Here is a 20,101-nt window from a genome sequence, read left to right as displayed (position 1 = left end):
GTGGACAGGACGGCGCAGCGCCCGCGGTCGGAATCCGTTCAAAAGTGCGGCTCCTTCCACGCGCGCGCGGCCGAATATGCCTTAACGTGACCTATGTAATCGACGGCAGCGTCATCGTACCATTTGCCAGAGTACCAAGCCCCGATGCAGCCCCATTCGTCACCCGGGCCGTAGTCGTCGCCAAGCCAGTGGCTGAAAGCGCCTTCGTAGCAAGCGCGGAGCCATCCCAAGGCATAGTCTGCGTTGAACGGAGTTGACTGTTGGGCCAAGGGGAAAGTCCCCTCGTGCACGGTCGCCTTTACTTGCAGAAGCCCGTAGCTCTGCCAGCATGGGGCACCCTCGCCGATCCGTGCGCAGACCCGAGCATCGTCGGACCGGTCGCCCAGCTTGGACTGCCGCCAGGAGCTCTCCTGGACCGCTCGGGCGCGCGTGATATCTTCATCAAACCCCCATTTGCAGGCAACCCATCGAATGATCTCGTCGGTCGTGCCTGTGAAATTCCCGTCCACGCGGCCTCTGAACTTCCGGTTGAAATCGGCGCTGGCACCATCAATCGCAACGCCGCCTCTTCCACGTGTTTGATTTGCTTCGTAGTTGAGCGGACGTGGTTCCCATGAGGAGCGGCGTACGCGTTGTTCACAATCCTCCGGCAGAGCCGCACCCGGGTTCAAAGTGGAGAAGTAGTGCGCCTCCGCAATGCCGGTGGTCGGGCGCGCGACCCCGATCACGCCGACAACGACCACCAGCAGGAATAAGGCTCGCAAAACTTGGCTCATCCGGGGCGGCGCGAAAGCGTGAAAAACCACCGCGACCATCCCGCCCGCGCCCGGGAAAAGCCGCTGGATCGCCGTCGTCCGATAGTGGATGGCCAGGCGTTGCGACATCAGGAATTCGATCAACACCTCGGTGGACAGTCGCTGCTTCAGCATCTGGCATCTCCCTGCTGAACGCACCTAGGGACTGTTGGCGCGGCTTTGGCGCATCTGGACATCTCGCGGCCACCTGCTCTTGATGAAGGCGAGGACATCGGCGATCTCCTGATCGCTCAGGATTCCGACGAAGCGAGGCATGTCGGTCTCGTAGCCGGGCGGCGCGAGCTCGCCGTAGCCGTTCTTGACGATCTCGAACAGAACAGCGTCCGGATGATGCCAGGTGTGGCCGCTCTCGTCGTGCGGCGGCGCCGGCAGTCGTCCGGACGGCAGCCGTTCCCGCCAGTTCGCCTGGCCCTGCAGATCGGCGCCGTGGCAGCTCGCGCAATTCTGCGAGTAGAAGGCTGCGCCGGCGGCGACCTGACGCGCGTCGGTGGGGTCTATCCTCGGGGGGCGGGTACCGAGCCACCAGAGTCCGGCGCCGCCGGCCACGGCACCGGCGACCCCCAGGACCATCACCACCCCAGATAATCTTCGCATCGCGCCTACCCGCGTCCAGTCGACGGCGGCTGCTCCGGGCCGGCGGCGATCAGGTGATGATGCTCGGCCTGGTCCGGAAGCAGCCGATGAGCTTCGACGAGCACGTCCCGTGCGATCGGCGCCGCGACCGCCGATCCTCCGCCGCCGTGCTCCACCACCACGGCCGCGGCGAAGCGCGGCTTGTGGATCGGCGAGAATGCGACGAAGAGCGCGTGGTCGCGCCGCTCCCACGGCAGGTCATTGTTGGAGATGACGCCGGCCTGCCGCTCCGCCATGGTGATCCGACGCACCTGCGAGGTTCCCGTTTTGCCCGCCATCGCTTCGGCTGGGTTCGGAATCCGTGCCGACCAGGCGGTGCCGTCGCGGTCATTGACCACCGCCGTCATCCCCCCGACGGCAAGGGAAAGGAATTCCGGGTCGATCGGCAGGGGAGCGGGCTCCGCCGCGTCCGGGCCGCGCCGGATCAGCGATGGCGTGAGGGCCCGACCGCTCGCGAGCCGTGCCGCCATCGTGGCGAGCTGGAGGGCGGTCGTGGTGACGTAGCCCTGGCCGATTCCGGCGTTGACAGTTTCTCCGACGCGCCAGGGCTGGCCGAAGGCGGCCTCCTTCCATTCCGCGGTGGGAATCCGGGCCGTCCGCTCGCCGGCGAGCCCGATGTCGAAGGAGGTCCCGAGGCCGAGCGTCTTCGCCATCTCGGCGATGCGGTCGATCCCGACCCGGATGGCGAGATCGTAATAGAAGACGTCGCACGACCATTTCAGCGACTCGCGGATGCCGACGCGACCATGTCCGCCGCGCTTCCAGCAATGGAAGCGGGAGCTGCCGACCTCGATGAAGCCGCGGCACGAGGCGGCGTGATCCGGCGTGATAACACCGGCCTGCAGCCCAGCGAGCAGCACGACCATCTTGAAGGTCGATCCGGGGGCATACTCGCCGGAGATCGCCTTGTTGAGGAGCGGCCGATCGGTGTTGTTCGAAAGGCCGGCCCATTCCGCCGAGGTGATGCCGTCGATCAGCGTGTTCGGATCGAACCCGGGCTGGGACACCATCGCCAGGATTCCGCCGTCGCGAATGTCCAGGACGACCGCTGCAGCGCTGCGTTCGGCGAGGAGGCGCTCGGCGACGTAGCTCTGCAACCCGGCGTCGACGGCCAGGGTGACGTCCTCGCCGGGAACGCCCGGGGTTTGCGACAGAAGGCGCACCGTCCGGCCCCGGACGTCGACCTCCGCCTGCACCATTCCGGGCTGGCCCTGGAGCCGTTCCTCGAAGCTGCGCTCCAGCCCGTTCGCGCCGACCTTCAAGCCGAGCTTGGCCGCCCTCTCCTGCAGCGGGTCGCCCAGCTTCGACGGTTCGGCCAGATATCCTGTGAGATGGCCGATGATCGATCCGAGGGGATACGATCTCTGGTCGCGCTGCTCCACGGCGACGCCCGGCAGCTCGGGCAGACTGACCGAAACCGCCGCCATCTGCTCCCACGTGAGCCCGGTCAGGATCTCGATCGGGACGTAGCCGGGCTGGCGGTGGGCTTTGTCGATCACGCCTTGAATGCGGTCCGAATCGATCGGAATGATCGTGGCCAGCCGCGCGAGCGCCGTTCGCAGATCGTCGGCGTTCTCCGGCGTAACAAGCGCCGCGAAGCTCTGGGTGTTGACAGCGATCGGCGCCCCCGTCCGGTCCAGCAGGCGGCCGCGCGAGACCGGCATCATCCGAAGCCGGATGCGGTTCTTGTCGGACAGGACCTGATACTTGTCCCGTTCGACGACTTGCAGCCGGTAGAGATGTGCTCCGAGGCCGGCGATGGCGGCCCCTTGGAGCCCGGCCAGGACGAGGGCCCGCCGCGTGAACGCCTTCTGCTTGACCTTGTCGTCTTCGAACATGGTCAGCCCTGCATCCCTTGGCCGTGCCCTCCATCGGCTCGCCTCAGCCAGGCACGGGAGAGCAGCAGGCCGCGTGATCTGGCGACCTCCACGACGACGGCAACAGCGAGAACGATCACCCCGGCCGCGGCGACATAGATCCGGATCGGGTCGAAGTAGCTCATCAGCAGTTCGCTGCCGAAGGCCGCGACCAGGATCTTGTTGCAGATGGGGCAGGCGACCCCGAGGAAGTTGATCACGCCGCCCAGCCCCGCCATCCTTGCCGAGCAGGCCGGGCGTCGGACGGCGACGTAGAGGCCGGCCAGGGCGGACGACGCCGCAAGCAGCGCCACCTCCCAGTCGCCGACCGGCGTCATCCGCACGAACCACGGATTGCTCCAAAGCGCCGAAACGGTGCCGAGCGCCGAGAAGGACAGAATGGCGGTGGCGATTCCGCCTATAGCTCGAGCGACCGCCGGCGCAGATTCAAGTCTCCTCAAGATCCGTCTCCCAGAGACGATTCCGGTGTTGGATGACTGGGCATGGGCAGTCCCTCAACCACCGCGGTCCTTCTCGATCTGGCTCTTCAGTGCGTCGTAGCCGACGGCGCCAGGGATGAGCTGATTGTTGACGATGAAGGCTGGGGTGCCCTGGATTCCGAGCGCCTGCGCCAGATCCATGTTGGCGCGCAGCTCCGCCGCCACCGACGGTTGGTTCATGTCCTGCCTCAGCTTCTCGACGTCGAGCCCGGCCTGCTTCGCCGTGTCGAAGATCACCTGATCGGTCAGTTGGCCCTTCACGGCCATCAGGGTCATGTGGAACTCGCGGTATCTGTCCTGCTTCTGCGCCGCCAGCGAGGCCTGGGCCGCGGTCACCGAGGTAGGGCCGAGGATCGGGAACTCCTTCATCACCACGCGCAGCCCGCTGTCCTCCTTCAGGAGGCGCTCCAGGTCCGGCTGCACCCGCTTGCAGTAGGGGCACTGGTAGTCGAAGAACTCGACCAGGGTGACGTCACCCTGCGGGTTGCCGATCACCGGCGATGACGGGCTGCGGAAGATGTCGTCGGCCCGGCTGGTCAGCGCCCTGGCCTGGGCGCCGCGCTGGTCGGCCTCCTGCTTGGCCTGATAGGCGTCCAGCGCCTCGATCACAATCTCCGGATGCGCCTGGATGGTGTCGCGCACGATCTGCTCGATCGCCTTCTTCTGCGCTGAATCGAAGTCCTGCTGAGCGAAGGCCGACGGCGCGGCCATCATCGCCAGGACAGCGGAGATCGCCGTCACTCGTCGAATGGTCTTGGGACGAAACATGTGATGGCCCTTTGGTCTTGCGGTTCGAAGTGAGGACCTGCGGGGGAACCCGACGTTCCGAGAGCCGGAGGCCGCCGGAAATCCGGCCGCACCGAGCGGCGCGCTCCGATGCTCGGGGCATGCAGGTATTGAAGCCGGATTCCAGGGGAGCTCGCGTGCTCTCGTGTATTAGCCCGACGCCGCCGCCGGCATGCCGTCTCGATCGGTGGTGCCTGGGGACTGCGGACAGCAGCGAAGCCGCGTCCGCTTCCACCAAATCGCATCGGGATCCGAGAGCGGCCGAGGGCCCGGCTCCGTCGCCCTAGCCGAAAGCCGCCGCTTTCGGCGGATGCGGATCGGGGCTCCTGGCTCGGCTGGCGATTCTGTCGTCGCCGGCCGGCGCAAACCGCGCGGTAGTCAGGGTAAAGGCCACCTCGGCGCGGGGAACCAGGGCCGGGATGGGCGTGCATGTCGCCTGATCGCAGATCGAAGCCTTCGCAGCGGCCTTGGCGCCCAGGCCAGCCTTGCAGTCGGCGCAAGCCACCGTGGCATGCCCAGCCGCGCCAGGCACCGCGATCGGATCAGCCGCCCCTACCGCATGCAGCGACGGGCCCAGCAGCATCGCCAGGATCGCCAGAAAACTGCAGAGGCGGCGGAGAACCGACATGCCGTCACTATGCGCGTGGCCGATCAAAACGCAAGCATGGCGCCCTATCGTCATCGGCGCAGGCCCTCCGCTTCCATCGTGCAGCGGGGTCCTCATTCCGACCAGCTATGTCGAGGCCATGAACTGCAGAAGCCGCTGGGCCGCTTCCGATTGCCAGTCGGCCGCGCCCGGCACGTAGCCGCGGATCCGAGACCGGCGGTCGATCAGGTAGGTGATCGGCAGAGCGTGCAACGCGAAGGGCGCGCCATTCAGGTTGCCGGTTCTGAAATGGCCGATGTGCTCGGCCGGATCGGTGACCACGGGAAGATGCGACAGGCGGTAGCGTCGATAGAAGGCCGTTACGGACACGCGTCCGCCCCGATCCATCGAGATCGGAAGCACCTTCAGGTTCCGCTCGCCCTCAGTGGCGGCGAGCCGATCGAAAGAAGGCATCTCGGCGACGCAGGCGGCGCACCAGGTCGCCCAGAAGTTCACAAGGACCACCCGGCCGCGGAACTCCGCGAAATCCACGACCGTGCCGTCGATGGTCTCGATCGGCCGGTCGGGCGCGGTCCGGACCGGCTCCAGCTCCGTATACTGGCCGGCACCGCTGATCAGGACGGGCGGGGTTGTATCGTCGCCCGCCGTTGCTCTCCTGGCGGGGAAGACCATCGTCGCGCCTCCCAGCCCCAGCAGGGCGCGCCTGGTCAGATCGGCCATCGAACCGCGTCAATCCTTGCCGGGACCAGCGTAGGCCAGCGCGTTACCGACGAACCGGACACGGCCTCGGTGAGCATGCAATCGCATAGCGCGGAACAGCGTGCCGTCGGCCGCCCGCGCGGCCGTCGGCGCACCGTTTCGGGTCTCGTCAGGCCGCGGACGCGGCTTCGGGGGTGTAGCCGGCCGCGGTGATGATCTCCGCGACCTGCGCGCGATCGGTCGTTCCGGTGACGGAAACGATCTGGCGGACCGGATCCGCATCGACCTTCGCGCCGGGAATGCTGCCCTCGATCGCGCCCTTGATCGTGCCGGCGCAATGGCCGCAGGTCATGTCCTCGACCCGGAAGGACAGCACCGCACCTTCGAGGGTCGCGGCCTGGCTGTGATCATGCGCCTGATGGCTGGTGCACATGGTGTTCGCTCCTGATTTGCATAGACCGACAGCACTGTCGATCTTTCCAATATGGGAAGGTCAAGAGCCGCAGCCTCCCCATGGCCGAAAGCGCCGCAAAATCCGACTGGAGGATCGCACGCTCGATCCTGCGACTCGGCAGGCGGCGACAGCCTCGTTATCTTAATTGATTGATATGGTTGTGTTTCTCCCCCCGCACAGGCACCTACCCGCACATAGCTTTCGGTGTCGAGATAATGATTGGCGAGGGTCGCGTCCATTTCGTCGCCGCCTATAGGCCGCCGGAGCCGGCGCAAAGAAGCAGCGGATCGACCGATCGGCCTTTCGGCAGATCCAATAGTTGGAATCCTCGCTGCTCTGAGCCTGGCTGCGGGGGATGAACTCTCCCGTCGAGCGCACGAAAAAACCGTCAGGCCGGTCATCGACCTCGGACGCCGGATACGGATGGCAGTCGTTCGGACCGCAGCACCGGGCGCCGGTGCCGAATTCCTTGTACCCGCCATGGTTGATCCACGAGCCCGGACCGCTGTCGTGGCCAAGCGCGGGAACTGAGAACGCAACAACGGCGATGATGGCGGTGATGGTCCGCATCATGGCTCGGAACCGGCGGCTGTGAAGGCGCAAGATCGAGACCCTGTGCCTGAACAACCAAGGTTCGTCTTCGTTCCCAAGGGCTTTCGGGCATGCCCCTCCACGCGGTGGGATCCGGACCTCATAGCCTCGTCCGAATGGATGATGCCGCGGGTCATCCTTGCGGCGGAACCGCGCTTCCAGCCCGCTCATTGACTTACAAACGTCCCGTCCGGGACGGGGGGCTCCATTGCGGGAGATCTCGTCATGGAAACGAGCAGCGTCGTCCAAGATCTCGTGCCGTCGAGCGGTGACGTCGACCAGACGGTCGCGAATGTCTACCTCGCCTGGCTCGGCGGCCTGAGCTTCGATTTCGGGGCCGGCCAGGACTCGCATGAGGTCGCGATCGGCGGCTTCGGCAGCGACCGGCTGCATGGGTCAGATAGCCAGGACAATCTCTGGGGGCGTGACGGCGACGACCAGCTCGCCGGCGGCGTCGGGGATGATGTCGTGCATGGAGACAACGGCCAGGATCTGCTGACCGGCGGCAACGGGCGGGACCGCCTCGATGGCGGCACCGGGGACGACCGCCTGTTCGGCGCCGGCGAGGCCGACAGCCTGCATGGCGGCGACGGCAACGATGTCCTCGACGAAGGCGTCGGCCACGGCGATCTCGACGGCGGCGCGGGTGACGACACCCTCATCGGCGGCCAGGGGCCGGATGCCTTCATGGTCGACCGGGACAGCGGCAACGACGTGATCAAGGACTTCACCGCCGGCCCCGGCATGTTCGATCACCTCGCCCTCATGGGCCTGCACTGGAGCGACCTCAGCTTCGCCGACACCGATCAGGGCGTGAAGATCAGCTGGCACGGCGGTTCCGTCCTGCTCGAAGGCGTCATGAAGGCCGACCTCTCCCAGGACGACTTCATGTTCGCCGACCAGCCGGAGCTGCCGCCGCCGAGCCGGCCCGCAGACGCCGCCGGCCCGGAGGCGGCCTCGCCGAGCACCGAGGGACCGGAGATCGGTCCGTCGCAGCCGGATTGGCTCCAGTCCTCCTTCGATCGCTTCGCCGATGCCTTTATCGGCCGCGGCAGTCTCAGCTTCATCTTCGACGACCATGCGGTCGCCGTCGGCGGGGATGCGGGCGATAGCCTGCAGGGTAGCGACGCCCATGATCACCTGTTCGGCCAAGGCGGCGACGACCATCTGCTCGGATCCGGCGGCGATGACGTCCTTCAGGGCAACGCCGGCAACGATGCGCTCGAGGGTCAGGACGGCATGGACCGGGTCGACGGCGGTGCGGGGGACGACCGTCTCGATGCCGGCGCCATGCCGGACGAGCTCGTGGGCGGCGACGGCAACGACACGCTCGACGCCGGCGACGGCCATGACATGATCGAAGGTGGCCCCGGAGACGACGTCATTCGCGGCGGGACGGGGGCTGACGCCTTCATGGTCGATCCCGGCAGCGGCAACGATGTCGTGCTCGACTTCGAGGCGACGGGCGCGGCTCAGGGGGCCTTCGACCACATCGCCCTCATGGAGATCCGGCCCGATCAGGTGAGCGTCGCCGACACCAGCGGAGGCGCCCTGGTGAGCTGGGATGTCGACGGCAACGGCCAGGCCGACGGTTCGGTCCTGCTCGAAGGCGTGGCCGCTGCCGACCTGCGGCAGAGCGACTTCATGTTCGCCGACGCGCCCGGCTTCATGGCCGGCATCAGCACCGCCGGATCCTCCTACATCTTCCCGCCGGGATCCGACGCGATGATGTAGGCCCTCACTGCACGACGACCGTGGCGGACGATCGGCCGGCGGTTACAGGGAGCGAATGGCTTCGGCGCCCGCGATCACGATGCCGTAGCGAGCGGCCTTCCCGATCCCGACAAGGATGACGAACGGCAGAAAGGACATGCGCAGCGTCCCGGCGACGACCGTCAGGGGATCACCGATGACAGGCACCCAGGACAGGAGGAGGGACCAGGCTCCGTACCGCTGGAACCAGGTGCCCGCCCGGTCGAGCTGCTCCCTTGTGACTGGAAACCATCTGCGCCCGGCATAGCGGAGCAGCCACCGCCCGAGGCCCCAGTTCAGGATCGCGCCGGCCGTGTTCCCTGCGGTCGCGACGACGAGCAGCGCCACAGGATCGCCCCGTCCGCCGAGGAGCAGCGCGATCAGGACCGCTTCGGACGAGCCCGGCAGGATGGTCGCGGCAAGAAAGGCGGCGCTGAACAGGCCGAGATAGCTCGTCACGATATCCATGGTGTCAGCCGGATTGCGGCGTGCCGGTCATCGCCCGACTAGCACAGGGCGCCCGCCCCTTCCCACGGGAAAACCATTGTGCGCGGCGGGCCTCCGGCATCCGAACGCCATCCTGCGGGAAATCTCGATTGCCCCTTGACCTTCCCATTGTTGGAAGGTCCATCTCCTTGCACATCCGCCGTTGCGAGGATGAGAATCATGGCCGCACACCAAGAAAATCAGAGCGCTTCTGCGCCGGGCGCCGCCGGAAGGGATATCTACCAGTTCGCCATTGAGGGCATGACCTGCGCCTCCTGCGTGCGCCGCGTCGAGCAGTCGATCGCGCGGACGCCGGGCGTCGCCGCGGCGACGGTCAATCTCGCGACCGAGCGGGCCGACGTGTCGTTCTCGGCCGCGCCGGATATCCCCGCCGTGGTGAAGGCGATCGAGAGTGCGGGCTACGCCGTGCCGCAGGACACGATCGAGCTCTCGATTCACGGCATGACCTGCGCCTCCTGTGTCGCGCGCGTCGAGAAGAAGCTGCGGGCCGTCCCCGGCGTGACGGTGGCCTCCGTCAATCTCGCCACCGAGCGCGGCACGGTGCGGTTCGCGCGCGGCGCGGTCCCGGCTTCCGCCCTGGAGCAGGCGGTCCGTGAGGCCGGATACGAGGCCCGACGCATCGGCTCGGAGGACACGAGCGACCGTGAGCGCGACGCCCGGGCCGCCGAAACCAAGGCGCTCGGGCGGAGCCTGACGTTCGCGGCCCTCCTGACGCTGCCGGTCTTCGTGCTCGAGATGGGCTCGCATTTCGTCCCCGCCATCCACGACCTGGTGATGGCGACGATCGGCATGCGCCAGAGCTGGATCTTCCAGTTCGTCCTCGCCACCCTGGTCCTGTTCGGTCCGGGGCTGCGCTTCTTCCGCAAGGGCGTGCCGGCCCTGCTCCGCGGGGCGCCCGACATGAACTCGCTGGTCGCACTGGGGACGGCGGCCGCCTGGGGCTACTCGGTCGTGGCGACCTTCCTGCCGGGCGTCCTGCCCGCCGGCACGGCCAATGTCTACTACGAGGCCGCGGCCGTGATCACCGCGCTCATCCTTCTCGGCCGGTATCTCGAGGCGCGGGCGAAGGGCCGGACTTCCGAGGCGATCAAGCGGCTGATTGGCCTGCAGCCGAAGACGGCACGCGTCGTCCGGGAGGGGCGCACGCTCGATTTGCCGCTCACGGAGGTGCGGGCCGGCGACATCGTGCTGGTGCGGCCGGGCGAGCGGGTGCCGGTCGACGGTGAGGTGGTCGAGGGCTCGTCCTTCGTCGACGAGGCGATGATCACCGGCGAGCCGGTGCCGGTGGCCAAGGGCGTCGGCGCCGAGGTGGTCGGCGGCACCATCAACAAGACCGGCAGCTTCTCCTTCCGCGCCACGAGGGTGGGCGGCGAGACGGTGCTCGCCCAGATCATCCGCATGGTCGAGCAGGCGCAGGGCGCCAAGCTGCCGATCCAGGCGCTGGTCGACAAGGTCACGGCCTGGTTCGTGCCCGCGGTGATGGCGGTGGCCGCCGCGACCTTCCTGGTCTGGCTGGCCTTCGGGCCGGACCCGGCCCTGGCTTTCGCCCTGGTCAACGCCGTCGCGGTGCTGATCATCGCCTGCCCCTGCGCCATGGGGCTGGCGACGCCGACCTCGATCATGGTCGGCACCGGCCGCGCCGCCGAGCTGGGCGTGCTGTTCCGCAAGGGCGACGCGCTGCAGACCCTGCGCGACGCCCGGGTGATCGCGCTCGACAAGACCGGCACGCTGACCCGCGGCCGGCCCGAGCTGACCGATTTCGACACGCTCGACGGCTTCGACCGCGACGAGGTGCTGCGCCTCGTGGCCTCGGTCGAGGCCCGGTCCGAGCATCCGATCGCCGAGGCGATCGTCGCCGCCGCCGAACAGCGCGGTCTGGCCCCGTCGCCGGCCGAGGCCTTCGAGGCCGTGCCCGGCCATGGCGTGGCGGCATCGGTCGACGGCCGCCGCGTCGCCGTCGGCGCCGACCGCCATATGCGCTCGCTGGGCCTGGATCCGTCCGCCTTCGCCGCCACGGCCGGCCGCCTGGGCGAGGACGGCAAGTCGCCGCTCTACGCCGCCATCGACGGGCGCCTTGCCGCCATCATCGCGGTGTCGGACCCGGTCAAGCCGTCGACGCCGGAGGCGATCCGGGCCCTGCATGCGCTCGGCCTCAAGGTGGCGATGGTCACCGGCGACAATCGCGGCACGGCGGAGGCGATCGCCCGGCGCCTGGGCATCGACGAGGTGGCGGCCGAGGTGCTGCCGGAGGGCAAGGTCGAGGCGGTGAAGCGCCTGGGCGCCGGCGGCCGGCGGGTGGCCTTCGTCGGCGATGGCATCAACGACGCGCCGGCCCTGGCCGCGGCCGATGTCGGCATCGCCATCGGCACCGGCACGGACATCGCCATCGAGAGCGCCGACTTGGTCCTGATGTCGGGCGACCTGCGCGGCGTGGTCAACGCCATCGCCCTGTCGCAGGCGACGATCCGCAACATCAAGCAGAACCTGTTCTGGGCCTTCGCCTACAACGCCGCGCTGATCCCGGTCGCCGCCGGCGCCCTGTACCCGGCCCAGGGCTGGCTGCTGTCGCCGATCCTGGCGGCCGGCGCCATGGCGCTGTCCAGCGTCTTTGTGCTGACCAACGCGCTCCGGCTCCGTCGCTTCCGGCCGCCCCTGGCCGATCAGCGTGGCGAACCCGCGATGGAAGCGCGTCTCTCGCCCGCCGCCTGATCCGGGCGGGCTCGCCTTCCGCGAGCCTGCCGTCTCTCCAATCCCGAGGGACAGATGACCATGAAGCGCATCGACATTCCGCAGGTCGGACGCACGATCGACGTCGGACCCGGCGAGACCATCCTCGCCAAGGCGCTGGAGGCCGGCATCGCCTATCCGCACGGATGCCGGTCCGGCCGGTGCGGCGCTTGCAAGTCGCGCCTGCTCGAGGGCGAGGTCGAGCTCCTGCCTCATACCCCCTTCGCTCTTTCGCCTTCGGAGCGAGCCCAGGGGCTCGTGCTCGCCTGCCGAGCCGTGCCGCAGACGGATGCCACGATCGCCTGGCTGGGCCATGGCGACGAGCTGGCGGAATTTCCGGTTCGGCGGCTTGCAGGCAGGATCGCGGCGGTCGGAGAGGCGACCCACGACATCAAGCTGATCCGGATCGCGCTCGACGACCGGAGCGCCTTCCGGTTCAGACCGGGCCAATACGCCCGGCTCACCTTCCCCGATTTGCCGCCGCGCGACTACTCGATGGCGAGCCGCCCCGAGGACGATCTGCTGGAATTTCACGTCCGATGCGTTCCGGGCGGCGCCACCAGCGCCAGGATCTTTCATCGCGCGATGCCTGGCGACCCGGTCACGGTCGAGGGACCGCTCGGGTCAGCCTTCCTCCGGGAGAAGCACGCCGGGCCGATCCTCGCAGTCGCGGGCGGATCGGGGCTGGCGCCGATCAAGGCGATCGTCGAGACCGCCGTGACCCGGAGCATGCGGCAGCCGATCCACGTCTATTTCGGCGCCCGGACCGAGCGCGACCTCTATCTGACCGGGCACTTCAGGAGCCTCGAAGCGGCGCATCCGGATCTGCGCTTCGTTCCCGTGCTGTCGACGGAGGCTCCGCCTGGCCATCGGTCCGGCACCATCTCGGACGCGGTCGCCGCGGATCTGTCGGATCTGGACGGCTGGAAGGCCTATGTCGCCGGTCCGCCCGCCATGGTCGAAGCGACCGGCGCGGCCCTCCTTGCGCGAGGCATGCGATCGGCCGACATCCATGCCGACGCCTTCTTCACGCCCGACCACCAAGCATCCTAGAGAGCGTGAGCATGAACATAGGACAAGCCGCAGCCGCCTCCGGCGTTTCCGCCAAGATGATCCGCTACTACGAGTCGGTAGGGCTGATCCGCAAGGCCGTCCGGACCGAGGCCGGCTATCGGGTCTATTCCGACGACGAGGTCCATACCTTGCGCTTCATCCGCCGGGCGCGCGATCTCGGCTTCTCGGTCGAGCAGATCGCCGGCCTTCTGACCTTGTGGCAGGACCGCGACCGGTCGAGCGCCGATGTGAAGCGGATCGCGCTCGAGCATGTCACGGAGTTGGAGCAGAAGGTCGAGGGCCTGAAGCAGATGATCGCGACGTTGAAGCATCTCTCGGCGAGCTGCCATGGCGATCATCGGCCCGACTGCCCGATCCTCGATGATCTGGCGCTCCAGCCCCCGGCCAAATCGGCCCGTCGCGCAAACGCTGGTGACGGCAGCCGGGCGCGACACGCTTGAGCGCCCGCGGCGGGACGGTGCCGGAGCCTCAGCTCTCCGATCCGACCGGCTCGAACCGGACGTCGAGAATCGAGTCGAGCTGCCGGTCCATCAGGCGCTCCGGGATGCTTCCGACCAGAAGGTCGCGCAGTCGGACGGCCAAGGGGTTTTCCCACTGGGCAATCCGGCCATAGAGCCGGGAGCCGGCCGCGAGCTTGTGGGCTCGCCCGACCCGCGACGCGTCGTAGCTCCGCAGCGCCTCATCCGAGGGAAGTCTTCGGAGCAGGGCCGCGAGCACCGCTGCGTCCTCGATCGCCAAGCCGGCCCCCTGGCCGAGGTCGGGCGTCACCGCATGAGCGGCATCGCCGAGCAGAACCACCCGTCCCCTCACGAAGGACGACAGCGGAGCGAGATCACTGATGTCGGTCCAGATCAGGCCGTCTGCGGGCGTCGCCTGCAGCACCTTCGGGATCGGCGGGTGGAATCCGGAGAATATCCGCTGCAACGCCGCCAGATCAGCCCTCGCCAGCTCAGGATCGTCCATTCGTGCCGCCCCGCGGCAGGCGAACCAGTACAGCCTGCCGTCTCGCAGCGGCACCAGGCCGAAGCGAACACCCGCTCCCCAACTCTCCGTCACATGGGTCCGATCCGCTCCGGCCGGAGCGCCGTCGGCGACCGCGCGCCAGCAGGTGTAGCCGGCGAAGCGCTCTCTCGCCCCGGGAAACACAGCCGCCCTCACCGCGGAGTGGATGCCGTCGCAGGCCAGCACTAGGTCGGCCTCGACCGTCTCGCCGTCGGCGAAGGTCAGAATCGCCCCGTGTCCGGCTTGGCGGGCATCGATGCATCTCTTGCCGGTCCGAATGATCGAGGGCGGCAGCTGCGAGAGGAGGGCATCCTGCAGATCGCCCCGATGCAGCGTCGCCGCGCTCAGATGCCCATATCTCCTGCTGAACGCCAGATGATCGGTCGTCTGCAGCAGTCGGCCGTCCTGCGTCAGCAGGCTCAGTCGGTGGATCGGCTGAGCGCGCGCGACCACCGCATCGTAGAGATGCAGCGCCCGGAGCGCCCGCAGGGCATTGGCGCTCAGCAAGATTCCGGCGCCGAGAGCCTTCAGCTCCGGTGCTTGTTCGTAGATCTCGGCGTTCCAGCCCAGAAGGCCCAGGCCTCGCGCCGCGGCGAGACCGGCAATCCCGGCACCGACGATGACGACGCGCATGATGATCCTCGTCCGGACGATGATCCGAAACGCAGGCGCACCGACCCCGCCCGCCTTGGCGCCGGCCACCGGGATACGCCGCGAACGAGCAAGAGGTTCCGCGGGATCTTCGAACCCGCCCGGCAAAGGGAACGCCGTTCGGCCTCAGGTCCGGCCCGGCGCGCGAGGCCGCATCGACGGGGCGACGAGCGTCGGCGCTCGTCCGAACGTGTCGTGTTAAGAAATGTTGCAGGGGGCGGGCGACGATTGCCGAAATCGCGGACGGGCCGTATTCAAGATCCTATCTTCGGTGGCGAGGCGGCCGCCCGGCGCTGCAAGCGGCCTGTCCTCCAAGTCCGGTGCAAGCCCGTGTCGTCCGCTTCTTCTTCCGATCCCGAAGCGAAGCCCCGGATCCTGATCGTCGAGGACGATCTGGAAATCTCCGGCATGCTGAAGGACGTCCTGTCGGAAAAGGGCTTCGCCGTCTCTCCCGCCGTATCGGCGGCCGAGATGGACGCGGTGCTCGGGCGCGACCGGATTGATCTGGTCCTCCTCGACATCATGCTGCCGGGCGAGGACGGCTTCAGCATCTGTCGGAGGCTGAGAGCAATGTCCGCCATGCCCATCATCATGGTCACGGCGCGCAGCGAGGACATTGACCGGATCGTCGGGCTGGAGATCGGCGCCGACGATTATGTGTCCAAACCCTTCAATTCGCGTGAGCTCGTGGCCCGCATCCGAGCGCTTCTCCGGCGGGCGCAAGGCGGCCGGGAGAGCGCGCAGGCCCGCGCGCGAGCCCTGGCCTTCGCCGGCTGGGTGATCGACCCGGTCTCGCGCCGGCTGCGCAACCCGGACGAGGCGCGGGTGGCCCTGACGAGCGCCGAGTTCGACTTGCTCCTGGCCTTCTGCCGAAACCCCGGTCGGGTGCTCTCCCGTGACGAGCTGCTCGACCTCACGCCGTGCGGGTCGGCCGGGCCGGTCAAGCGCAGCATCGACGTCCATGTCAGCCGCCTAGGGCAGAAGATCGAGCCGGATCCGCAGGATCCGAGCCTCATCAGGACGGTCCGCCTGGGTGGCTACATCTTCACGCCGAGCGTGAAGGAGGTCTGATGCGCGCTCTGCCTCGCCCGAGATCGTGGAGCATCACCGCCCAGATCACCGGCCTCGTCGCGGTGTCCGTGCCGCTCGGGGTCCTGCTCGTCATGACCGGCCTGCATCTTCTTGGCGAGGGATCCGGACACACGTCGCCGGCGGGCCCCGCCGGAGCAGCCGGGACCGCGGCCGGGCGCGATCTCTGGCATCTGATCCTGGCGCCCACCGTCCTCACGGCGAGCGTCGTCCTGGTGTTCGTCACGTTCCTTTCGCTCTATGCGGTCCGCTGGATCATCGCCCCGCTGTCCTCGGTCGCGGCAGCCGCCGAATCCTTCGGCCGCTCCGCCGAGGATGATCGGCTCCTGAGCCGCGGCGGGCCGCGCGAGATCGCGCAGGTGGCGCATGCTCTCAACGATATGCGCACCCGCATCCGAGCGCTCCTCGACGACCGGAGGCGCATGCTGGCCGGCATCGGCCACGACCTGCGGACGCCGCTGACGCGCCTGCGGCTTCGGGCCGAGCGGGTCGCCGATCAGAACCTGCGCGAGGGCATGCTGAACGAGATCGCGCGGATCACGCGCATGCTCGACGAGACCCTGGAGGTCCTGCGCCGGGACGCCCGATCGGAAGAGCCGTCCCGCATCGATCTGCCGAGCGTCCTGCAGACGATCTGCAGCGAGTTCGCCGATGTCGGGCACAACATCACCTATGAGGGCCCGCCACAGCTGATCTGGACCTGCCGGATCGGCGCTTTGACACGTGCGATCGGCAATGTCGTCGACAATGCCGTCAGGCACGGCTCTGCCGTCACGATCGCCTTGCGCGTGCGAGACGACGGCGCCATCGAGATCGATGTTGAAGACGACGGCCCCGGCGTTCCGGCGCCGCTGCGGGAGACGGTGTTCGACCCGTTCGTCAAGGGCGACGCTGCCCGGGGCTCGGGACCGCGCAGCGGCTTCGGCCTCGGGCTAGCCATCGCGCGCGACGTCGTCAGGGATCATGGCGGCGCGATCGAGCTCCTCGACCGCATCCCGCGAGGACTGATCGTGCGCCTCTCCTTTCCAGCCCGGCCAGGCCAGGCCTGACCGGCTCTCGGCCGAAGCGCTCGTCCGAGGCTCGGATGGCAAACAGCCTCCCCTGCCCCGCAATCTTTCTTAACATGTCTTGAACCCGGTTCATCGGACTGATCGATATCGTGGGCCCGCTCCTGTCGACGTCCCATCGAGGAGACGCTCATGGCCCCTCTGCCCCCCTACCCCGGGGCTCCGCGCTGGGTGAAGGTTTCGGGGATCGCCATCGGCGGCCTGGTGCTGCTGCTCGCGATCATCGTCCTCATCGGCGCCGGCGGTCCCCACGGCCCCGCCCGCCATGCACCGCCCGGTGGTCAAGCCGGAGGGCACGCGGGATGGGGATTGCTGACGATTCTCGGTGTGACCCTCGCCGTCGGCGTGGCGCTCAGCCGCGGCCGGCTCCTCGACCGGTACGTCTCGCGCGTCCGCCGATCCCCGCGGTCGCCAATCATGCCGCCTCGCCTCCGCAAGCTCGTGCTCCTGGTGCATGTCGCCACCTCGGTCGGTTCGCTCGGAGCCGTCGCCGTCTTTCTCGCCTTCGCCGTCGCCGGTCTCGTCAGCCAGGACGCCCAACTGGTGCGAGCCGCCTATATCGCGGACGGGCTGATCGCCTGGTACATCATCCTCCCGCTGATCCTGGTGGCGCTGATCATCGGCATCTTGCAGTCGCTCGGCTCCCCATGGGGCCTGCTCCGGCACTATTGGGTCCTCGCGAAGCTCGTGCTCACGATCGCGACCCTCTACATCCTGCTGCTGCAGCTCGACGGCATCAGCGCCATCGCGGGCATAGCGGCAGACACGGCGGTGGCCGATGCCGATCTCCTCGGGCTGAGGCGCTCGATGCGGATGCACGCCGCCGGCGGCTTGGTGGTGCTGCTCCTGCTCGTCGGGCTCTCGGTCTACAAGCCACGGGGCCTGACCCGCTACGGGTGGCTCAGGCAGTACCGGCCGCCCGAAGCGGCGTCATGGAGTGCGCAAGAGCGCTCGCGCAACGTGCCTCTCGATGTCGGAGACGAGCCGCACGGAGCGGCTGCGGCGGGAAGCCTGCAGGCCAGCCGACCGCGGGACACGGAGTCCCTGTCCTGATCGGGGACGCCTAGTGGGAGACGAACGCATTGCGTGTCGAATAGAGGATCTCCTTGAAGGACCTCATCAGCCGCGACTCCACCGTGCCAGGCGGATGCAGAATGAGCGCCCGGAAATGCACCGCCGGCTCGAACGGCAGGACCGCGACGCGCGATCGGAGGTCCCGATCGATGCAGAACGGGTTCATCAAGCCGATCCCGGCGCCCTCCGCCACCAGTGCGGCGACCGTGGCGGAGAACGGCGTCTCGACGACGATCCGAGGCTCCACGCCGGCGCCCGCGAGGATACGGTCGATCGCCTTCCGCACCGTATCGTCGGGGGCGAGCGCCACGAGCCGTTCCCGGTGGAGATCGGCGGCCTCGATCCGCGGGCGACGGGCCAGCCGATGCGAGAGCGGCAGGATGCACACCGCGCGCGGCGAGGCGAACGAGCTCGCGTGAACCCCCGTCGTGTCGATCTCGTCCGCCGCGAGCCCGAGATCGACCTGGCCGGAGGCGACCAGATCCCGCACGACGGAAGAGGTCCGCACCTGCAGCGACAGGCGGACGTCGGGATGGCGATCCAAGAATCGGGCCACCGCCCTGGGAACGAGGATCTGTCCCATCGCGGCCAATGACGCGATGCGGAGCGACCCCTCCCCGACCTCCCGGATGCGGGCCGCCACCTGGCGCAGCCGATCGAGGCCGACGAGGGTTTTCGACAGCTCGGCGAAGAAGAGCTGGCCCTCCCGGGTCGGGACCAGCTTGCCTCGGACACGCTGGAACATCGGAAAGCCGACGCTTCGTTCAAGAGCAGCGATGGACCGGCTGACCGTCGGCTGCGAGGTGCCGAGCAGTTCCGCAGCCCGCCCCGCTCCGCCAGTGGTCATCACCGCGTGATAGATCTCCACGTCACGCAGGTTCATGGCTATCTCATATCAGATCTGAATGAACTTTGGCTGTTTCAGTCATGGCCCGCAAGGCCGCGACCGTGCTTCCCTTTCGGTCACGGAAAGGGGAGCCCATGCGCAGCGACACGCGTCACGTGCACCAGCCGGCGGACGAGGCGGACGATTTCGAGAGTCTCGCCCCGCCGGTCCACCATGCCTCGACGGTGGTCTTCGACAGCATCGAGGCTTTCGAACGGCGCCACGAGCGGATCTACGACGGCTACTCCTATGGCCTCTATGGCACGCCGACGACCCGGGCCCTGGAGCGCCAGATCGCCGCGCTGGAGGGCGCTCCCCGCGCCCTCGTGACCCCGTCCGGACAGTCCGCGATCGCCCTCGCCTGCCTCGCCTGCGCCGCAGAGGGAGACAGGATCCTGATGCCGGAGTCGATGTACGGGCCGGCGCGGCTGATGGCCGAAGGCCTCCTCCGGCCGCTCGGCATCGCGATCACCTCCTATGACCCGATGCTGGGTGGGGCGATCGCCCCTCTGATCGACGAGCGGACCCGCCTCGTCTGGGTGGAGTCTCCCGGCTCCGCCACCTTCGAGGTGCAGGACGTGCCGGCGATCGTCGGGGTCGCCCATGCGGCCGGCGCGCTGGTCGCGGCGGACAACACCTGGGCGACGCCGATCCTGTTCAATCCCCTCGCCCGTGGCGCCGACCTTTCGGTCCAGTCGCTCTCGAAATACGCCAGCGGCCATTCGGACCTGATTATGGGGTCGGTGGCCGTCCGCGACGAGACGCTGTTCCGGCGGCTCAAGGACGTCTCGCGCCTGCTCGGGCTCGGCGTCGGCGCGGATGACGCGTTTCTCTGCGCCCGCGGCCTCAAGACCCTGCCACTGCGCCTGCGCCATTCCGAGCGCGGCGCGCTCAGGATCGTCGATCGGCTCCTCATGCAGCCGTCCGTCCGGCGGATCCTGCATCCGGCGCGGCCCGAGCACCCCGGCCATTCCGTCTGGAAGCGGGACTTCAACGGTTCGGCCGGGGTGTTCTCGGTCGTGCTCAGGCCCGTCGAAAGAGCCGCGCTCGACCGCGCCTTCAAAGGCCTTCGCCTGTTCAAGATCGGCGCGAGCTGGGGCGGGGCACACAGCCTCATCGCGCCGAGCGACCCGCGCAAGAGCCGCACCGATCTCGCCTGGCTGCCCGATGGCCAGCTCATCCGCTTCTCGATCGGGCTTGAGGACATCGACGACCTGATTGCGGACCTCGAGCGCTTCTTTGCGGAACTGGCGCCCGCGGCTGATCGCATTGCGATCGGTGCGGCCGGCGTGGCCGGCTAAGAAATCAGACGGACGACCTGTCGTCTGCGA

Annotated in this window: 19 protein-coding genes; 8 read left to right on the top strand and 11 right to left on the bottom strand. The window is 68.3% G+C overall.

Features of this window, described 5'->3' with window-relative positions; all coding sequences use genetic code 11:
* Positions 1-38: 38 nt before the first annotated feature.
* From LG391_RS19370 to LG391_RS19335, 8 genes are all read right to left on the bottom strand, one after another.
* The gene (locus LG391_RS19370; RefSeq protein WP_225769675.1) at positions 39-929 is read right to left on the bottom strand and encodes a hypothetical protein; all 891 of its coding nucleotides are present in this window, start codon (positions 927-929) and stop codon (positions 39-41) included.
* Between the two features lie 24 nt (positions 930-953).
* Complete coding sequence (locus LG391_RS19365) at positions 954-1,385, bottom strand: cytochrome c (RefSeq protein WP_225769816.1); 432 nt, start codon at positions 1,383-1,385, stop codon at positions 954-956.
* A 29-nt stretch (positions 1,386-1,414) separates the two neighbouring features.
* Complete coding sequence (gene mrdA, locus LG391_RS19360) at positions 1,415-3,286, bottom strand: penicillin-binding protein 2 (RefSeq protein ID WP_225769674.1); 1,872 nt, start codon at positions 3,284-3,286, stop codon at positions 1,415-1,417.
* A 2-nt stretch (positions 3,287-3,288) separates the two neighbouring features.
* On the bottom strand, positions 3,289-3,765 hold the full coding sequence (locus tag LG391_RS19355; RefSeq protein ID WP_225769673.1) for a hypothetical protein: 477 nt from the start codon (positions 3,763-3,765) through the stop codon (positions 3,289-3,291).
* A gap of 54 nt (positions 3,766-3,819) precedes the next feature.
* Entirely contained in the window at positions 3,820-4,545 is a 726-nt protein-coding gene (locus LG391_RS19350; protein WP_225769672.1) for a DsbA family protein, read from the bottom strand.
* A gap of 328 nt (positions 4,546-4,873) precedes the next feature.
* A complete protein-coding gene (locus LG391_RS19345) occupies positions 4,874-5,272 on the bottom strand; it encodes a hypothetical protein (protein ID WP_225769671.1) in 399 nt (132 codons plus the stop codon).
* Between the two features lie 51 nt (positions 5,273-5,323).
* Positions 5,324-5,917 (bottom strand): TlpA disulfide reductase family protein, encoded by a 594-nt coding sequence (locus LG391_RS19340; RefSeq protein ID WP_225769670.1) that lies wholly within the window; start codon positions 5,915-5,917, stop codon positions 5,324-5,326.
* A gap of 148 nt (positions 5,918-6,065) precedes the next feature.
* Positions 6,066-6,329: a heavy-metal-associated domain-containing protein gene (locus LG391_RS19335; RefSeq protein ID WP_225769669.1), complete on the bottom strand. Its 264-nt coding sequence runs from the start codon at positions 6,327-6,329 to the stop codon at positions 6,066-6,068.
* Positions 6,330-7,166: 837 nt separating this feature from the next.
* On the opposite strand from LG391_RS19335, the gene LG391_RS19330 reads away from it, so the two are divergent.
* Positions 7,167-8,675 (top strand): calcium-binding protein, encoded by a 1,509-nt coding sequence (locus LG391_RS19330; protein ID WP_225769668.1) that lies wholly within the window; start codon positions 7,167-7,169, stop codon positions 8,673-8,675.
* Positions 8,676-8,717: 42 nt separating this feature from the next.
* Here the strand turns inward: LG391_RS19330 and LG391_RS19325 are convergent, their stop codons facing one another.
* Positions 8,718-9,161 carry a YqaA family protein gene (locus LG391_RS19325; protein WP_225769667.1) on the bottom strand — a complete coding sequence of 148 codons (444 nt, stop codon included), beginning with the start codon at positions 9,159-9,161 and terminating at the stop codon, positions 8,718-8,720.
* 198 nt (positions 9,162-9,359) lie between these two features.
* On the opposite strand from LG391_RS19325, the gene LG391_RS19320 reads away from it, so the two are divergent.
* Genes LG391_RS19320 through cueR form a run of 3 tightly spaced genes read left to right on the top strand, consistent with a single transcriptional unit; the run spans position 9,360 to position 13,441 of the window.
* Entirely contained in the window at positions 9,360-11,909 is a 2,550-nt protein-coding gene (locus tag LG391_RS19320) for a heavy metal translocating P-type ATPase (protein WP_225769666.1), read from the top strand.
* Positions 11,910-11,969: 60 nt separating this feature from the next.
* A complete protein-coding gene (locus tag LG391_RS19315; protein WP_225769665.1) occupies positions 11,970-12,980 on the top strand; it encodes a 2Fe-2S iron-sulfur cluster-binding protein in 1,011 nt (336 codons plus the stop codon).
* Between the two features lie 11 nt (positions 12,981-12,991).
* Positions 12,992-13,441, top strand: coding sequence for a Cu(I)-responsive transcriptional regulator (cueR, locus tag LG391_RS19310; RefSeq protein ID WP_225769664.1), 450 nt, complete (start codon positions 12,992-12,994; stop codon positions 13,439-13,441).
* Between the two features lie 28 nt (positions 13,442-13,469).
* Here cueR and LG391_RS19305 read toward each other — a convergent pair whose 3' ends face one another.
* Positions 13,470-14,636 (bottom strand): FAD-dependent monooxygenase, encoded by a 1,167-nt coding sequence (locus tag LG391_RS19305; protein WP_225769663.1) that lies wholly within the window; start codon positions 14,634-14,636, stop codon positions 13,470-13,472.
* Between the two features lie 348 nt (positions 14,637-14,984).
* Here LG391_RS19305 and LG391_RS19300 point away from each other — a divergent pair, with 348 nt between their 5' ends.
* From LG391_RS19300 to LG391_RS19290, 3 genes are all read left to right on the top strand, one after another.
* On the top strand, positions 14,985-15,725 hold the full coding sequence (locus LG391_RS19300; RefSeq protein WP_225769662.1) for a response regulator: 741 nt from the start codon (positions 14,985-14,987) through the stop codon (positions 15,723-15,725).
* Positions 15,725-16,792, top strand: coding sequence for an ATP-binding protein (locus LG391_RS19295; protein WP_225769661.1), 1,068 nt, complete (start codon positions 15,725-15,727; stop codon positions 16,790-16,792). The genes LG391_RS19300 and LG391_RS19295 overlap by 1 nt, the downstream gene beginning before the upstream one ends.
* A 150-nt stretch (positions 16,793-16,942) precedes the next feature.
* A complete protein-coding gene (locus tag LG391_RS19290) occupies positions 16,943-17,863 on the top strand; it encodes a hypothetical protein (RefSeq protein WP_225769660.1) in 921 nt (306 codons plus the stop codon).
* 10 nt (positions 17,864-17,873) lie between these two features.
* Here LG391_RS19290 and LG391_RS19285 read toward each other — a convergent pair whose 3' ends face one another.
* Positions 17,874-18,767 carry a LysR substrate-binding domain-containing protein gene (locus tag LG391_RS19285; RefSeq protein WP_225769659.1) on the bottom strand — a complete coding sequence of 298 codons (894 nt, stop codon included), beginning with the start codon at positions 18,765-18,767 and terminating at the stop codon, positions 17,874-17,876.
* A 98-nt stretch (positions 18,768-18,865) separates the two neighbouring features.
* On the opposite strand from LG391_RS19285, the gene metC reads away from it, so the two are divergent.
* A complete protein-coding gene (gene metC, locus LG391_RS19280; protein ID WP_225769658.1) occupies positions 18,866-20,071 on the top strand; it encodes a cystathionine beta-lyase in 1,206 nt (401 codons plus the stop codon).
* Positions 20,072-20,101 lie beyond the last annotated feature (30 nt).

It is taken from the genome of Inquilinus sp. Marseille-Q2685 (genome assembly GCF_916619195.1).
Lineage (GTDB): Bacteria > Pseudomonadota > Alphaproteobacteria > DSM-16000 > Inquilinaceae > Inquilinus.
Note: the sequence above shows the minus strand (reverse complement) of the source record. Positions and strands in the feature narration are given on the sequence as shown.

Excerpts from the sequence above, each read along its gene's own strand:
- LG391_RS19370 (WP_225769675.1), bottom strand. The coding sequence starts at position 929 with ATGCTGAAGCAGCGACTGTCCACCGAGGTGTTGATCGAATTCCTGATG.
- LG391_RS19365 (WP_225769816.1), bottom strand. The coding sequence starts at position 1,385 with ATGGTCCTGGGGGTCGCCGGTGCCGTGGCCGGCGGCGCCGGACTCTGG.
- mrdA (WP_225769674.1), bottom strand. The coding sequence starts at position 3,286 with ATGTTCGAAGACGACAAGGTCAAGCAGAAGGCGTTCACGCGGCGGGCC.
- LG391_RS19345 (WP_225769671.1), bottom strand. The coding sequence starts at position 5,272 with ATGACGATAGGGCGCCATGCTTGCGTTTTGATCGGCCACGCGCATAGT.
- LG391_RS19340 (WP_225769670.1), bottom strand. The coding sequence starts at position 5,917 with ATGGCCGATCTGACCAGGCGCGCCCTGCTGGGGCTGGGAGGCGCGACG.
- LG391_RS19335 (WP_225769669.1), bottom strand. The coding sequence starts at position 6,329 with ATGTGCACCAGCCATCAGGCGCATGATCACAGCCAGGCCGCGACCCTC.
- LG391_RS19330 (WP_225769668.1), top strand. The coding sequence starts at position 7,167 with ATGGAAACGAGCAGCGTCGTCCAAGATCTCGTGCCGTCGAGCGGTGAC.
- LG391_RS19325 (WP_225769667.1), bottom strand. The coding sequence starts at position 9,161 with ATGGATATCGTGACGAGCTATCTCGGCCTGTTCAGCGCCGCCTTTCTT.
- LG391_RS19320 (WP_225769666.1), top strand. The coding sequence starts at position 9,360 with ATGGCCGCACACCAAGAAAATCAGAGCGCTTCTGCGCCGGGCGCCGCC.
- LG391_RS19315 (WP_225769665.1), top strand. The coding sequence starts at position 11,970 with ATGAAGCGCATCGACATTCCGCAGGTCGGACGCACGATCGACGTCGGA.
- cueR (WP_225769664.1), top strand. The coding sequence starts at position 12,992 with ATGAACATAGGACAAGCCGCAGCCGCCTCCGGCGTTTCCGCCAAGATG.
- LG391_RS19305 (WP_225769663.1), bottom strand. The coding sequence starts at position 14,636 with ATGCGCGTCGTCATCGTCGGTGCCGGGATTGCCGGTCTCGCCGCGGCG.
- LG391_RS19295 (WP_225769661.1), top strand. The coding sequence starts at position 15,725 with ATGCGCGCTCTGCCTCGCCCGAGATCGTGGAGCATCACCGCCCAGATC.
- LG391_RS19290 (WP_225769660.1), top strand. The coding sequence starts at position 16,943 with ATGGCCCCTCTGCCCCCCTACCCCGGGGCTCCGCGCTGGGTGAAGGTT.
- LG391_RS19285 (WP_225769659.1), bottom strand. The coding sequence starts at position 18,767 with ATGAACCTGCGTGACGTGGAGATCTATCACGCGGTGATGACCACTGGC.
- metC (WP_225769658.1), top strand. The coding sequence starts at position 18,866 with ATGCGCAGCGACACGCGTCACGTGCACCAGCCGGCGGACGAGGCGGAC.